Origin of the sequence: Affinundibacterium seohonense (genome assembly GCF_014284305.1) — a bacterium.
GTDB lineage: Bacteria > Pseudomonadota > Gammaproteobacteria > Burkholderiales > Burkholderiaceae_D > Undibacterium > Undibacterium seohonense.
The window spans coordinates 1-16,457 of sequence record NZ_JACOFW010000004.1; the positions used below are offsets into that span (position 1 = coordinate 1).

The window sequence follows — 16,457 nt, forward strand, 5'->3', positions numbered from 1 at the left end:
GATGCAGGCTACTTCACACCCCACATTTGCAAAGGTTTAGTTGAGCGCAATATCTATGGCGTGATTGGCTATCGTCGCCCCAATCATAAAGATGGTTTCTTCTATAAGCGCGAGTATGAATATGATGCGCAAGCGGATGTGTATCGTTGTCCGAATGGTCAATTACTGGCGTACTCCACTACGAATCGACTTGGCTACCGCGAATACAAATCGGATGCCAAACAATGTAGTGACTGCCCATCAAGAGCGCAGTGCACAGCGAGTAAAAATCATGTCAAAGTCGTGACCCGACATGTTTGGCAGCATTTTAAAGAACAACTCAACGCGAACCGACTTAGTGTAAGTGGGAAAGAGATTTACAAGCATCGTAAAGAGACGGTCGAACGGAGCTTCGCCGATGCGAAGCAACTACATGGTCATCGTTACGCACGCTTTCGTGGATTAGCCAAGGTCAAGGCGCAAGCGCTGCTCGCTGCGGCATGTCAAAATATGAAGAAAATGGCGAGTTTATTAGAAAAGGCCCTGCGCCTTTCTTTATCGTCTTATTTGACTCAAGCAAAGCACCTATGGCGACTATGGAAGGCATTGAGTCTTCGTTTGAAAAATACGTGGCGAAGTTCTTTTATTTTTAAAGTGCCTACTAGAGACGCAATCATTACCCAATAAAAAACCCCGCTTTTACCTGCACTCCTGAATAGGCGGTGGCACCGTGCAAACTGACGTAGATATACGTGTTGGCTGGTGGATTATTGATGGTGATGGTTTCGTTATTGCCTGCTTTTATTGAACGATAATTGTACGACGTATTCGTCGCCCAATTGCCTAAGGTATTGGCGTACATATTCGCGTTACCTGTGCCACCACTTGAGGTCAAAACAATCTTTGTGGTGCCAGCTGGAACATATAAGTACATGTAGGTCAAGTTACCTGCTGCACCAGATAAATTGCTGCGTGTGCAGTTTTTGCCCAAAACTTGTGGATTGCTATCAGTACATTCTGTGCTACCACTGGCAGTAACTGTCACGGTTGCTGTTTTCGTAGCTTGGCCACCTTGGTTATCAGTCACTTTCAATGTCACTGTGTAAGTCCCTGCTACCGCATACGTTTTGGCCGGATTGACTAGGCTTGATGACGTGCCGTCACCAAATGTCCATAGGCGTGATGCGATAGTGCCGTCGCTATCAGTCGAGGTATCGGTAAAGTACGCAGTCAGAGCGGTCACACCTGAAGTGAAGCTAGCGACTGGCAAAGCATTAGCAGGAACGGAAGTCACTGTAATGGATTTGCTGATGCTGGTTGTTCCACCGCTATTGTCGGTTACCTTCAACGTCACATTGTAAGTGCCTGCAACTGCATAGGTCTTGGCCGGATTAACTAGGCTTGATGACGTGCCGTCACCGAATGTCCATAGGCGTGAAGCGATAGTGCCATCGCTATCAGTCGAGGTATCGGTAAAGTAAGCCGTCAAAGCAGTGACGCCTGAAGTGAAGCTAGCGACTGGCAACGCATTGGCAGGAATCGAAGTGACGGTGATGGATTTGTTCGTGCTGGCTGTTCCACCGCTATTGTCGGTAACTGTCAATACCACATTGTATGTGCCTGCTGTGCTATACGTTTTGACTGGATTTGCCGACGTCGATGTGGTGCCATCACCAAAACTCCAGCTACGTGAAGCAATGCTACCGTCGCTATCGCTTGATGTATCGCTGAAATTGACCGACAGATTTGACACGGTGTTGTTGAAACTTGCGACTGGCAATACATTGGCTGGCGGTGTTCCCGTGCAATTTGGCAAGCTAGGATTATTCACGCAAGGCAACCATGCTTTGAAGTCAGTATCCATGCTGGTGTTCATGCTAGAACCATTCATGTAATTGGTGTAGCCAGTCCAGTTACCAGGACGGAAATAGCCGAGTACGTTGCTGACTTTTGCACGTTGTTTTTCAAACATATAACGCACCGCCAGATAGCCCCAGTTGTAGACGCGGGTTTGTCCAGAATTGTAGTCATTTTTGAAGATCGTGCTCAGATTGTAGGTGCCGAGAGCCGCTTGCTGTTTCGCCCCGTCATAGCCCAAATTGCGATAGCTGTAGGACATATATTCAGCGAAACCTTCAACCCACCACACTGAATTAACACCCATTGCTGCACCAAAGTCACCAAACATATTGAAGCGACCATCTAGATAGTGGACGTATTCATGCGTCAGATTCCAGATCTCAAATTTCGGCAAGACCCACTCAGCTTGATAAGCAATAAACCGAGGCTGATTGCCCACTACCGATGGATCACCTTCCAAATACATGCCGCCGTTATTGGTATCGATACCGAATATAGCCCCCGCATAAGTGCCATAGTCTTTACTGCTGGAGAAGACGTTCATTTCCAATTGCGTATTGTTGTCATTGGCAACTGGGATTTTATTAGTCGCTACTTGCTGATGGAAATAGGACTCTTGGCCTGCTTGAATATTACAAGTTTCTGCCAACTGTGCTTGTGTCATCGATTGCGCACGGATGCGTAAAGTTGGACTGCAGTTGTATTTAATCGGCAGGATGTTAGTTTCCAAACGGGTTTGGAAATCGCACAAGCTATAGTAGCTGCAGTTTGCTTTGTCATAGTAGTCAACCATCTCACCGACACCTACCCACAATGCGGCCGTGGTGCCAGTGACATTACTGCGATCGATCATCAATTTAGCGCGTGCTTTCGCTAAGGATTTCAGCGAACCACCCTCAGGATATTGCAAGAAGCGGCCGAGCTCGCGACCTGCATTGGCAATCAGATAGCCAGTGTCGGTACCAAGTTGGGCGAAGTTATAGTTGACGAAGTTGTATAGGGTGTCAACGATCGTGTTATCTGATTGCACCAAGGTTTTAAAGTCAGCATTTTGATGACCGCGGAATAGCACAGTGAACGTATTGTTGACCGCGCTCTTCATCCACCAGTAGCTGTTATAACTGCTGGTGTAATTGCTCAACAAACGCTTCACTGCGGAATTCAAATAGCGTGCATTCTCGCCTGCGCTGTCGATCAAGGTGATGAATTCCGACAGTGTTTCGCCATGCACATCGTTGACTAAACCGAAGTTGCCGTTATTGACGAAGGCATCCAGCGCCGCGCGGATTGAGGTTTTTAATGCCGTGCCATAAGGGCCGGTATCGCCACTGTAGTACCAATTCACATAGTAACCAGCGCGCAAGAACATGACCAACTGCAAGGCACTACCTGAGTTCGTACCGTTATAGCTACTTGCCACTGTGCGGAAAGCATCTGCGATGCTGACCATTTTGGCTTCGTTAAAAATTTGTCCTGCAGTCGTACCAGTCACGTTATACAGATCGTTTAGACATTCAGATGTGCTGGACTTGACAGCATTGACCAACGCGCTGCCACTAGACGTCGCAAATAACTGTAAGTCGCAAGCTGCCGCCGCTGCCATTGCAAAAGACTCTCCGCCGGCTTTAAAGCGAGAAGGGCGTTTGATGACTTGTTTAGGATCACTATCGTTTGCACCATATTTCAAGCGAGCACTTAGTTGCGGTGGTGCGCTAGGCTTACGTTCCGCTGTTGTAAATCTTCTCTGTTGATGATGGGCACCTATGAGCTGAGCTTCTGTGCTCGCGACCTTACCTAGCCGTTTTGCTTGTTCAGATTTGATGTCTTGTGGTGTATGTGTAGTTCCTGCTATTGCTGTCCCAGCAATAAAGCTGATCGCTAAACTTACGGCGCTGATGGTCCAGCGTGGGTTCATCTGACTTAGATGTGGTGTTTTCAAAATACTCTCCCGGTCGTCGTGAACGACGACAATTAATTGAATGTGTAATTACTGCCAAACGTACTTGAGGATCAAATCTTTTGCTGTTAAAGGGAATCAGCAAAATTCGGCGTGCACAGTCCCATTCCACTGGTTTTTAGTGGTTTCTAGATGCAACGTAACTGATTTGCTAACTAAAAATCTGCAAGCCCTACCAAATGACCTCTTGTCAGAATGTCGTTATTGAAGTGGTGTTTTTACCATGTCTGAAAAACCGAGTCGTCGATTCCTTGAATGCTTTTTAAACATGTGAACACCTAGGATGGCGTTAAGCGCTGGAATGAAATTGATGCAACATAGGTCTCCTCCAAGAGTCTGCGATTATTTAGTGATGAAGCAGGTAATTCCTGTGGATATCAAATAAATCTAAAGGGGATAAATTAGCAAATCCGAACTACCTTTAAATATATTACTAATATTTTTATAGAATATCAGCAGACTATTTTGTTATCGTTGAAGGAAATTGCACACTAGTTGTTTTTTAGTGCTGATAAATTGCTGTTGGGTAAGTAAACATTTTATTGCCACTATTTAGCGCACGAGTGAATAGCATTAAATGTTTAAAATCAAGTGCTTGGAGTTTGTTGAGGGAGAGGAGGCGGGGAAATCAAGAAAGAGCCGAGGACTATTGCCCTCAGCTCTGCAGTTAGAAAATTAATTAAAACACAATTTATTCGGTAGTCTGATGCTTAGAGAATCTCACGGTTTCGCTTGTGTTGAATCGACGACCACAGTGACGCCACAATAAATGCCACGCCGATCAGGCCCGTAAAGATTTCTGGAATATGGTATTTGATGCTGGCAAACATGATTAAAGCCAAAATGCCAATCGCATAGTGAGCGCCGTGTTCTAGGTACACATATTCTTCTAGAGTCCCTTGACGCACCAAATACACAGTCATAGAACGTACAAACAAAGCACCAATCGCCAGACCCAGCATGATGATGACGACATCGCTGGTGATCGCAAACGCGCCAATTACGCCGTCGAATGAGAAAGACGCGTCTAGTACTTCTAAGTACAAGAAGCCACCGATGCCGCCGGTCTTCACCACGGCACCAACATCGATATCGGTCACTTCTTCTTTTTCTAATAAGCTACTGATGAAATCAACGCCGACATACACAATGATGCCCCACACACCTGATAACAGCACCGCATATTGTTGCGCGGCATCGACTAGACTGACGCTGCCGACTACCACGCCAAGCGCAATTAAGACTGGGATAGAACCGATACGACCAAAACTGGCGATCTTGGCTTCAACATTACCCAGCCAATGCATTTCCTTCTCATCGTCGAGCAAGAAATTTAAAAATACTAGCAATAAGAAAACACCACCAAAGGCAGCCACTTCGGCGTGATGATTGATCAGATGTGTAGAAAATTCTTTTGGATTCTCGATAGCTAAATTCCACACTTCTGCGATTCCTAAGTCAGCAGCCACCGCTACGATCACTAAGGGGAAAACTAGACGCATACCAAACACGGCGATGATGATACCAACCGTTAAAAATAGGGTTTGCCAAAATGCATTCCAGTTTTTTAAAACTGAGGCATTCACCACAGCATTATCAAATGAGAGAGAAATCTCCAGTATCGCCAAAATCATCGCGACACCGAGGGCGCTGGCGGCTGCTGTCGCACCACCATGGGAATAGCCCCAATACGTGGCGAAACCTAAGCAAATGAGGGAAATAAGTATAGAAAGTCGAAAATGTTGCATGCTTGTTGAGTCCAATTGAGTAAGGTCAAGAATAGGATGATCTGACCTAAAATGAACTGGGAGAGTGCCACATAACAGCTAGGTGGTGCAAGCGGTAATCCTGTTCTGAAAAATTAGTTACCTTCCATCTGCGTGCCATCACGGATCCATTGCTTTAATAGTGGTCAACAGGAGCCACAATGAGTGCTGCAGCGATTCAGCTCCGTTTATTTAGAAATCGGATCGATGGCCCGATTGCATAAGCCACTTTATGCCGGAACACCATATCCGCGCCATAGTGTAGATGCCTTGCTACAATAAGATGACTATTCATACTTCATGGAACCCATAAATGACTTTTGTATTGAGACAAGCAAGCCTTGCCGATATTCCTGGCATGCATCGCGTCCGCCTGGCGGTGCGTGAAAATGCATTGCGCTCGACTGTGATTACCGAGGCGAGTTATGTGCAGCCAATGATGGAAACGGGTCGCGGATGGGTGGTGGAAGACGACGGCGAGATTGTCGCCTTTGCCGTTGGTAATGCGCAGACGGGGAATATTTGGGCCTTGTTCGTTGATCCCGAACACGAAGGGAAAGGCTATGGACGCTGCCTGCACGACACCATGATTGCTTATCTATTTGCCTGCGGCTTAGCTCGCTTAGAATTGAGCACCGCATCGGACACTCGCGCGCATCAGTTTTATGTCCAGGCGGGTTGGCAGCTCACAAGAATAGATACCGATGGCGAGGCTTTTTTTGCGATAGAGAATCCGCTTTAGGGAACAGCTAGCTTCATTGCTATTTTTTTGTAGTGAAGATCTGCAGACGAGTCCTCACTACACAGAAAACGCATACTGACTTCACACAGTTTTTTTACACTAGAAAATCTCTCACCTTTCTATGAATCTTAAGCTCAGCTATGTCATCTAAAATTCTATTGATAAATCCTCCTCGAGCCGCCATCGGTGATCGTCTCCCGCAAGTGCAAACACAAACGCAATTGCCATCGTCATGTTTGTTTTGTGAAAGTGTTTCCTTGGCCGATACGGGCTTTGTAGTAGAAATGCTGGACGCAGAATGCGAGGCGATGAGCTTGTTCACGATTTTGCGTGAGACCCGAAGGAGGGCACCACAGGTGGTGTGGATATTGGGTTCAGTTCCCTGTGACAAGGACGATGACATTGCAACGATGTTGATGGCGATCTTGAATGTGACCATGCCGCGTCTTTCGGTCACTTATCGCCATCTGCAAACTTAAACCCAGCTTTTCCATTAGGCGCGTCTTCGATGCTATTTGAGCGCTGGCGGCGCATTTTCGGTCATTTTCTTCGTTCTTCGTTGCAAATAGCTCGCTATTTTCGCCTCATTCACGTAAAAACTGCCTCGAAAAGTGCATCCACCATCGTCTCAAATCCAAATGGAAATTCTGGGTTAAAAAGAAACGGCACAACCCTGATCAGGCTGTGCCGCTTAGTCCTGCAGGCTTTGTGTCTTATCGATTCACACTCATTTTGGTGGCGACCGTGACGGAGTCGCCTGAGTCGACTTTGGCTACCATGCCACGTAAATCACCTTCAGCGACATACCAAGCATAACTATAGGTATCGAAGCCGTTCGACGTACCTATGCTTTGCAGCTTACAAGCATTGAAAGTACCAGCTGGCACACTGACAGATTCCAGGCCTAAAAACGTCGTAGTGTTTGTCGACGTGGTCTCTGGGAAACTCATAGTATTACCAGTGATTTCCATTTTGACGCTGGTGGTTTGGCGATACGGTTGATTTATCACGAGTGCATAGGGCATGCGTTCAGGTGGCGTCATCGTATTGGTGACCTCGTAATTGACCGTGTTGTTGAGTTTGACGCTAAGTATCGATCCGTAGGTGACAACCTCGTTACTGCCGATCGCGACATAGGTCTTCACTTGACTGACAACGCCAGCACTTTGGCCACTTAACAATAAGGTGTCGGCCACAATTTCTTGCGCTGATTGCCCTTTGAAATTGACATTGCCATTGGCTTTGTATGTCACGGCAAATCGTTCGCTTGTGCCCGTACTACGAATGTCTGATGTCATCTCGGTATAGTGGCTGACACCTTGTCTGTACAAATCGGGATTTAGGCAATTTCTGGAGTCTCCCACACCAGAACCGCTAGCCGAGGTGCCAAGCAGATTGAAACTGGTGTCACTCACATTCATCAGCGTGCGAGCAGCTTCGGTGCTGGTGGCGCTGACCTTACCGGCAATCTCCATACCCTTGCTAATGGAATCGTTGGGGTCGACATAGCCCAAACCGTGTTCAATCGCGAAATACTTACCGACGGCAATTTTGTTATCGAGTAATTGAGGTACCCAACCCCACTCCGCGTGACCGACAAATTTATGCGCAGACTCGAGCATGATCTTCACCAGAGCGCCTTTGGTTCTTATGCCTTTGTCTAATTCACCAGCCCAGTAGTTAACCTCCTCTTGTGTTGGCGCCTTGTCGTTAATTCTACCCAGCACATTTTTATAAATGATTTTGACAAAGTCGGCGTTAGACATGGTGGCGGAGTAGCCTGTCAGACTTGGACGTTGTACCGCTGCGCCATAAAAATTGAGGGCGAGCTCATCGATCGTCATGCCTCTTTTTACTTCACCTATCCAATACCCCAAACCTTCTGCGTCAGGCACGCGATTGAAGAAGGCAATATACAGTTCTACCAAGGTACGCAATTCATCGGCAGGAATCGTTTTGGATTGTTCGCCGATCCCCAAGTGTACGGTCACATCTGAAAATTTAAGAATCGCTTGACGTGAGACTGCCACCGGAATGCCTGGACCGAATTTCTTACGAACTTCAAAACCTGTTGCGGTCGGCATAACCACAAAACTATTGCGAGTATCATTAAATTCAATTGGGGTATTGACTGTGGTGACAGTCGTCGACGTCGCAGATGGCGGTGGCGCCATTGATGTTGCATCTTGTTGACCAAGGTCCGCGCCTCCACCGCAAGCACAAAGTGCGGTGGCCAAAAGAGTCAGGGCAAAACGTTTGCTTGCTACATGATGCTGGAGTTGCATGTGTGTTCCTTAAAAGAGTCTGGTCGTAGCGAATTGCCCGCCGACAGTTGATTGTTGCTGCTCTATGGCTACTTGCTCACCAATGGCAACGCGTATTAAATAATGCTGTCCCAGAAGACAGTCATCATCATTGACCCACAGCCGAGGTTGGAAAAAGAATAATTGTAATAGAAAAACAAAGCTGTAAATATCTTTTAGGTAATTTTTGGTTGAGCGGTGACTTTGGGCAGAGAACTGGCAGGTAAAGTAGGTCTTTGCTGGCGCTCAATGGGAACAAGTTGAGTTGAATTGACCCGAAACATGGGACGCAACTCACCGCAAATAATAATCCGCCAGTCCGAATTGCGCGCGAATCCACTACAATGTCCCCAATTAAAATAGCGCGGCAAAGCAAGGACTATCCAACATCATGGCAAGACTCCCACGCCTAGTAATTCCTCATCAAGCCCATCACATCACGCAAGCAGGTATTGATGGAAAGATTATTTTCCCTGAGCATGCTGATTACACCGCTTTTTTGGGATGGCTCAAAACGGCGGCCAAGCAATTCGGCGTGCAAATTCACGCTTACGCCATCTTGCCAGATCGTTTGCATTTATTGGCAACGCCGATCGATGAATTGGGTCTGGGTAAAATGATGCAATGGTTAGGTCGCTACTATGTCCCTTACTTCAACGCTAAATATAAGCGTCACGGCTTGTTGTGGCAGGGACGATTCAAAGCCACGGCGGTGGAAGCGGCGACCTACTTTTTACCGTGTTGTGTGATGTTAGAAGAAATGCCCGTGCGTCAGCATCTGGTAACGGAACCAGGTGCTTATATTTGGTCAAGTTGTCAGCATCACCTAGGTATGCGGATGGACCCGTTAGTCGCGGATCATGCGATGTATTGGGGGCTAGGTAATACCCCTTTCCAACGCGAAGCAGCCTACCGTGAATTGTTGGACAAAGGTTTGTCCTCTAGTCACTTCAAAGCGATCAACGATGCCACGAACAAAGCATGGGTATTGGGCTCTGAAACGTTTAAATTAGAGATGGCAAAACTGACCGAACGGCGAGTTGAACCAGCGGCGCGTGGTCGGCCTCGGAAGAAGATCGTGGCAGCAGATTGAGGAAGAATGGAGTCGCGAATGCGGAGGTGTTTGCTGATATCGGTATCCGCACCGCGTAATACGGTGCGGATTTTGTGGTGCTGGTCGGTAGCTCAATCACGATATTTTGACGTCATGCCAATGCAAACGGACTGCCAGTAATGGTCCTACCATCACATTACCCGACCTTTCAACAATCACAAAAGGTCGGTGGAATAACCGTAAGGCGGATCGCTACATTACGCTGAACGGCTTCTCCAAGCATGTGAGATCCATCGTTGCAATGGCAATTGCGCTAGCCGAAAATTATTCCCCGACCAATTGCACCGCATCAATCACTTTGTAGCCAGGTTGTACATTGTTCGCGATAGTGACTTTGACGGCTTTCACTTTGTAGGGCGTCTTTTCAAAGCTGCGGACAAACCAAGTACGACCACCGCGCTTATCACGCTTTTGATCACTGATACCTTCCCATACGGTATTCCATTTGCCATCCGTGCTTTGCAATTCAACTTTATTGACGGCCTCAACCCCATCGCCATCTTGAAAAACGATCCGCACTTCGGTTGCCGCCACTGGTTTTTCGTAACTCAATTCTAGCCAGTCAAAACCGATATCCTGTTGATTGTTCGTCCAATTTTTACCATCGACTGCACCTTTGACATTGATTGCCATATTGGATGTGGCTGGCCCTGAACTGCTCTTGTCACCAAATGTCGAGCTGGCTTTGGCATCGCTTGCCCATTGCGCCTTGCTATCATTGATGTATTGATCTTCCATCGTGGCATAGTCCATCAAGGCTTTTTTCTTGGCCATTTCCATTTGTTCTGGTGTGGGTTCTGCAGGTGTCACTGGCTCAATTGCACTGGCTGTGACCACTGGGGCTGGCGTGCTCGCTACGGCCTCCGCAGAGGTTTCTGTTGGTTTTTTATTGCAGGCAACGACGAGAACACAACTTAATGCTAATAACAGACTGGAAACGCGGGACACTGTTTTCATAGGATACTCATTTAAAAAATTAGAAATGAAAAATCATGTTGCTAACATGAAGCGGAAGCGCCATTTTATGCGAAAACCTCGCGCTTTCATAAATTCATTCTATGTCGATTACTTGGCTGGTGAATAGACGATGGAAGTGATCTGACCATGAGATCAATGTTGTTAACGATGTGATGTATTGAGTCGAGCATCGTGATCCGCATTCATTCGTGAAGTTGCTTGTCTCTTTGACTTTGATCAGCTGTTAACACCGGTCATTGCGCAGAGGTAGGCATTGTCATCGGCATTGTTTGAAATTGATGTGGGCGACAACTGGCTTGGGCTAGTTGGTTACAGGCTTGTAGCTGCTTGCTCTTGATGGTCTCGCTAGAAACGTATTGAATACGATTGCCAAAACAGCAGACTAATGTATCCATCGTCATCTTCCATTTAGCCCCTGAACACCCCCCACTCGCCACAAATGCATAGCTGGCAATCGAACTTAACTCTAGGCTAGCGATTCATGCGCTTTTGACCGTGTAGTCGCTGCGCTAATGCTTACCAAAGGACGATGCCATGCAAAGACCAAAACCGAATTTCGATGTTTCTGATTGTTTGAACGATGGATTAACGCAGCGTCGTCATGATCTTGAATTGCTTCGTATCGTGGCTCTGTGTATTTTGATTTTTTATCACACCGGCATGCTGTATGTCAGTGGATGGGATTTTCATTTTAAGAGCGACTATCAAAGTGAGACCCTGGCGAATTGGATGTTGTTGGTAAATCCCTGGCGCATGTCTTTGCTGTGGTTCATTTCTGGTGTCGCATTACGTCATGCATTGCATAAATACGGTAGCTGGATTAGTTTGCGGCAACGCTGTGTGCGTTTGCTTCTGCCGCTGTTGTTTGGTGTCTTGGTTGTGGTACCGCCGCAGTTATATGTGGAAATGGCAGGCAAGGCGCAGCTACCATCTGGATTGACTTATCTAGAATTTTATCGCGCCTTTTGGCAATGGAATCATCCACTCTTTGCTGATTATTCCAGTGGAATTTTGCCGCATATGGACGTGAACCATCTGTGGTATTTGCGTGAATTGTGGAAATTTTCCTTGCTGCTGATTGTGCTGCATTTTGCTTGGAACAAGCTGAGCTCGATGTTTCCTGCTGCTGTGTCCGCCATCGAAACGCGTATGGGATTAGCTGTAGATGGTGCTCGTTTGAGTGCGTTACTCATCTTGGCATTGGTCGCTTTGGATGTCGCGCATTTGGATGATCGCAATATGACGGGATTGTTATTTTTGTTGGCTGGATATTTCCTGGCCTCGGCGGCCGCGTTTTGGCAGCATATTTTTCAAGCGCGGCGACAGTATTTGATCGGTGCTGCGGTGCTCTATGTTTTATTGCTGTGTATGTACAACTTGGTTTGGTTGGTACCAACACGCAAAGAGCAAGCTTGGGTGGATCCATCTGCCGCAATTATTTATCGTCTCTATGCTGGTTGTTGCATCATGGCGGCATTAGGATATGCCCGCTCTTTTGGTGAGCGTTTCCAAGCTTTTTCTCAGCGCTGGAGTGAAGCTGTGCTACCAATCTATATTTTGCATCAAAGTTTGATCGTCGTTGCTGCGTATGTCTTAAAACCCTACGCTTTTGGTGCTGTTTTGGAGCCGATGTTGGTGATCGTTTTGACTGTGGCTGGAAGCTATGTGGCGTATCTTGTGATTGCGCGCTTCAATGTGTTGCGAGTTTGTTTTGGGTTGAAGTGGACAGTCGTTAGCGCCGAGGCGGGTGAGCAGGCTGGCCTGGGTTGGCGAATACGCCAAGGCTTGGCTTATCTGGTGTTAGTGCCATTGGCAATTAAATTGGTGCTTTGAGATTGAAATTGTCGTGTTGGTAAGTGAGGTACACATCTGCGTTTTTTGTAGTAAAAAACAAATTGTTTTTTAAGCTTCGCGTTGGTGAAATGCCAGAAAAAATGTTGTAAAAAGACCGTCATTTATGCTTTGGTCATGCTCAGCTTCAGTCTCCTTGGCGGAAAGTGTTGACAGTGGGTAACCCTGTTGGCACAGTTGGGGAACTGTTCTGCTGGCAACAGCAAGCTTCAATTTCTCAGGTGACCCGTTGCTTAATTTTTCAATTTTGATGCTGAAACGCGTAATGCTGTCAGGAGCTTTGTTGTTCTTGCTCGGCTTGATCAGTCCGCATTCGTTAGCGAACTTAAGTTCAGAATTGCGTTTTCAACGCCTCGCTTCGCTCGGAGCTGATCAGCTCTCTGTTTTATCGCTATTGCAGGACAGACAAGGGTTCATTTGGATCGGTACGAATAACGCTGGCTTGTATCGGTTTAATGGCTATCAAAGTGAAAAATATCAAAGTGACGCTACCAATTTGGCGAGTTTGCCGCACGACCGGATATCGGCGTTATTTGAAGATAAAGATGGGCAAATTTGGGTTGGCACACAAAATGGTTTGGCGCGATTTAACGCCGAAACCAATAACTTTACGCGTTTTACCCCAAGTTCTGGAGTCAATAATCAACGTATCATCAAATCCATCGTTGCCGATGGTAAAGCGGGTTTCTGGTTGGCGACTTGGGGCGGCTTGCAACATTTCGATCCTGCCACTGGCCGTTTTACTTTGTATTCACATGATCCAAATCGACTCGATAGTATCGCCAGCAATGATTTAAACGCGATTGCGGTCGATCCGCGCGGTGGCGTTTGGGCTGGTACTTGGCCTGCCGGAATCGACTATTTGGCACCCGGCGCAAGGAGCTTTCAGCACTATCGAATCGATACAGAAAGCGCGCCAGATTCTAAATTGAATATTGTGCGCTCGATGTATCTAGATCCACAAAGTAACTTGTGGATAGGCACCGAAAATGGTGTGGTGTTGTGGCACAGCGAAAGTGACTGGTCAAGCCGACGCCGTCTAGACACGCCAGCTAGTCGAGTCAATAACATCTATGCTGACCGGCATGGTGTCGTGTGGGCTGCGACCTTATCCGCCGGTTTGCTGCGATGGAATACGAATACCAAACAATTTACCCAATTTGTGAAGCATGCGATTGATCCCTATAGTCTGCCTTCAGATGATGTGCGGGCGATTTTGCATGACCGTGGAGGCATGCTATGGGTCGCTACCTTAACTGATGGTATCGCGATTACGAATCTGAATAGTCGCGGCTTTCGGCGCATTATTCCCTTTGATGCGGACGCTCAAAATCCAAGGCCCAATAACTCGATAGGGCGCATCGTTGGTGCCCCTGACGGTAAATTATGGCTGGCGAATAATAATGGACTGGCTTTATTTGACCCAGACAATGGCAATGTACTCAAGCAGTTTCGTTCCGATAAGAAACGCGCTACTGCCTTGAGCAATGATCTGGTCTATAGCATACACCAGCAAGCGAACGGACCTTTATGGGTTGGCACATCAGTCGGCCTGAATCGTCTCGACTCCCCCGATGGGGTGTTTGCAGTGATGCATTTTGGAAGCATCGCCGATGATTACATCAATGTAATTGCCGCGGGTGATGCCGGGATATTGTGGTTGGGAACGGGTAACAGTTTAATTCGCTACGACACCACAACGGGTACCCATCGCAAATTTATCTCAGATCCCGCCGATCCCGACAGCCGCAGTGCTAAGGGAACGACTACCATCTTGCAAGATAGTCGTCGCCGCTTGTGGGCTGGGTCTGAATGGGTTGGTGGCGGGCTTGATGTTCTGGATCAGAATACTGGTAAGTTTCGACACTTTCGACATGACCCTAAGAACCCTTCGAGTATCAGTGCCGATAATATTTCCTCCTTACATGAAGACGCTAAAGGTCGACTTTGGGTCGGTGCGGTGAATGGTTTAAATCAGATCATCACCGAGGCAGATGGCACTATACGATTTCAGCATTTCACCGCGAAAGGCAGCATAGGTGCGGCAAAAATTGTGGCAATCGAGAGTGATTTACAGGGCAAACTCTGGCTCAGTACTGTCAATGGTCTGATCCGTTTTGATCCGGAATCGGCGACGGTCGATGCGTATACCGCCAGTGATGGATTATCAGATAGTTTTTCGGGGGCATCTTATCGCGATGCGAAGGGCGTCTTATATTTTGGTGGAACCAAGGGCATGAGCGCGGTATATCCGGACTCAGTACAGCGTTTTTCAACACCACCACAAATTGCGATTACCGATATTAGTGTCTTTAATCGTTCGCTCAAGTCTGGTAAAGCATCCTCGGGCGTGAGCTTAAGCGGCTCGGTCACCGCACCAAAATCACTGCGTATAGAACAGCAGGAATCGGTGTTTTCTCTGGAGTTCGCTGCCTTACATTTTACCAATCCCACACTGAATCGATATGCCTATCGCCTTGAAGGATTTGATCGAGATTGGGTGGAAGTCGACGCAGAACATCGGAATGCCACCTATACCAATCTCAATCCAGGGGACTATGTTTTTCAAGTCAAGGCAAGTAACGACACTGGACTCTGGAGCGAAAATCTTGCCAGCCTTAAGATCGTGATTCCGCCTAAATATTGGCAAACTATTTGGTTTCGCTGGCTTGCTTTAGTACTGGTGGTAGGACTACTGTTTGGCGTTTATCGCTGGCGGGTGGCGCATTTGACCCGTGATCAACTTCGTTTGGAGGCATTGGTAGCAGTACGCTTGCAAGAGCTGCTCGCGCAGCAACAACTGAACCGCGACAGTGCGCAGCGTATGCAAGCGATCTTGCAAAATGCGGCAGACGCGATTCTGACGACCGATAAAAACTGGACGATAGAATCATGTAATCGCGCTGGCCTGCATTTATTTGGTTGGAATGAAACAGAAATTAAGGGCGTGTCGTTCATTAAGCTGTGTAGTGAAGATGTGACCCCTCTCATGTTGCAGCATGCTGGCAGTGCTGACTTTATACAAAAGGGACATAGTGAAATGGAGTTGCAGCAAGTCCGTGCGGACGGCACGCCATTTCTAGCCGAGTTGTCGCTGAGTGGATTTACCGACGCTGGAGAAAGAAAATTTATTTTAATCGTGCGTGACATTACTGAACAAAAACGTGTCGAGCGCATGAAAACACAGTTTGTTTCTACCGTTAGTCATGAGTTGCGTACACCGCTTACCGCAATTCGCGGTAGTTTAGGTTTGATGGTTGGCGGCGTGACTGGCGAATTGCCTGCCGCGGCTGCTAAACTAGGGCAGATCGCACTCAATAATGCGGAACGCTTAGGCCGTCTCATTAATGATTTGCTCGACATGCAAAAAATCGAAGCCAACATGATGGATTTTAATTTTCAGCGTTTGCCATTAGCGGGCCTAATCGCGGATGTCTTGGAATCAAATCAGGCGTTCGCCCAACGCTTGGGAGTGTCTTTAGTATTGGAAGGTGATGTAAGCCATTGCTCACTCAGAGTGGATGCAGATCGTTTTGCGCAAGTGATGGCAAATCTATTGTCCAACGCCTGCAAATATTCACCGACTGGCGAGCAAGTCACAATCCGTTTGACGCCGCAACAACAAAGTTGTTTGAAGATAGAAGTGATCGATCGTGGCCCCGGTATTCCCGCCAGTTTCAGTGAAAGAATTTTTCAAAAATTTACCCAGGCTGACGCCTCTGATACCCGTGCTAAAGATGGCACAGGTTTGGGCTTAACGATTGCGAAAGAGCTGGTTGAAAAGATGGATGGGACGATTGGTTTTTATCCTAATCCGCTTGGCGGCACCATCTTCTTTGTTGAATTTCCTGTGTTGACGCTGGAAAGCTAGTCTTTACATTTTCTGAATTTAAATTTTTTCGATAAG

Annotated in this window: 11 protein-coding genes; 6 read left to right on the forward strand and 5 right to left on the reverse strand. The window is 47.2% G+C overall.

From position 1 onward, the window contains the following. Positions 1 to 666 (forward strand): transposase (locus H8K52_RS04835; RefSeq protein ID WP_186921767.1); only part of this gene is annotated, 666 nt, incomplete at its 5' end. Here H8K52_RS04835 and H8K52_RS04840 read toward each other — a convergent pair. Further along, the gene (locus H8K52_RS04840) at positions 656 to 3,778 is read right to left on the reverse strand and encodes a collagenase (RefSeq protein ID WP_186921768.1); all 3,123 of its coding nucleotides are present in this window, start codon (positions 3,776 to 3,778) and stop codon (positions 656 to 658) included. The two genes, H8K52_RS04835 and H8K52_RS04840, sit on opposite strands and share 11 nt — an antisense overlap. Before the next feature lie 728 nt (positions 3,779 to 4,506). Further along, positions 4,507 to 5,544, reverse strand: a complete 1,038-nt coding sequence (locus H8K52_RS04845; protein WP_186921769.1) for a DUF475 domain-containing protein — start codon at positions 5,542 to 5,544, stop codon at positions 4,507 to 4,509. 331 nt (positions 5,545 to 5,875) lie between these two features. On the opposite strand from H8K52_RS04845, the gene H8K52_RS04850 reads away from it, so the two are divergent. Together H8K52_RS04850 and H8K52_RS04855 are read left to right on the forward strand one after the other, a co-directional pair. Next, the gene (locus H8K52_RS04850) at positions 5,876 to 6,304 is read left to right on the forward strand and encodes a GNAT family N-acetyltransferase (RefSeq protein ID WP_186921770.1); all 429 of its coding nucleotides are present in this window, start codon (positions 5,876 to 5,878) and stop codon (positions 6,302 to 6,304) included. A 140-nt stretch (positions 6,305 to 6,444) separates the two neighbouring features. Then, on the forward strand, positions 6,445 to 6,783 hold the full coding sequence (locus H8K52_RS04855) for a hypothetical protein (RefSeq protein WP_186921771.1): 339 nt from the start codon (positions 6,445 to 6,447) through the stop codon (positions 6,781 to 6,783). A 234-nt stretch (positions 6,784 to 7,017) separates the two neighbouring features. On the opposite strand, the gene H8K52_RS04860 is transcribed toward H8K52_RS04855, so the two are convergent. Next, positions 7,018 to 8,589 (reverse strand): DUF4214 domain-containing protein, encoded by a 1,572-nt coding sequence (locus H8K52_RS04860; protein ID WP_186921772.1) that lies wholly within the window; start codon positions 8,587 to 8,589, stop codon positions 7,018 to 7,020. 409 nt (positions 8,590 to 8,998) lie between these two features. On the opposite strand from H8K52_RS04860, the gene H8K52_RS04865 reads away from it, so the two are divergent. Continuing rightward, entirely contained in the window at positions 8,999 to 9,700 is a 702-nt protein-coding gene (locus H8K52_RS04865; RefSeq protein WP_186921773.1) for a transposase, read from the forward strand. Between the two features lie 285 nt (positions 9,701 to 9,985). Here H8K52_RS04865 and H8K52_RS04870 read toward each other — a convergent pair whose 3' ends face one another. Both H8K52_RS04870 and H8K52_RS04875 read right to left on the reverse strand, forming a co-directional pair. Then, complete coding sequence (locus H8K52_RS04870; protein WP_186921774.1) at positions 9,986 to 10,678, reverse strand: hypothetical protein; 693 nt, start codon at positions 10,676 to 10,678, stop codon at positions 9,986 to 9,988. A 254-nt stretch (positions 10,679 to 10,932) separates the two neighbouring features. Continuing rightward, positions 10,933 to 11,094 (reverse strand): hypothetical protein, encoded by a 162-nt coding sequence (locus H8K52_RS04875; RefSeq protein ID WP_186921775.1) that lies wholly within the window; start codon positions 11,092 to 11,094, stop codon positions 10,933 to 10,935. A 139-nt stretch (positions 11,095 to 11,233) separates the two neighbouring features. Between H8K52_RS04875 and H8K52_RS04880 the strand changes: the two genes are divergently transcribed. Then, complete coding sequence (locus H8K52_RS04880) at positions 11,234 to 12,532, forward strand: acyltransferase family protein (protein WP_186921776.1); 1,299 nt, start codon at positions 11,234 to 11,236, stop codon at positions 12,530 to 12,532. Positions 12,533 to 12,800: 268 nt separating this feature from the next. Continuing rightward, positions 12,801 to 16,421 carry a two-component regulator propeller domain-containing protein gene (locus H8K52_RS04885; RefSeq protein ID WP_186921777.1) on the forward strand — a complete coding sequence of 1,207 codons (3,621 nt, stop codon included), beginning with the start codon at positions 12,801 to 12,803 and terminating at the stop codon, positions 16,419 to 16,421. Positions 16,422 to 16,457: the final 36 nt, after the last annotated feature.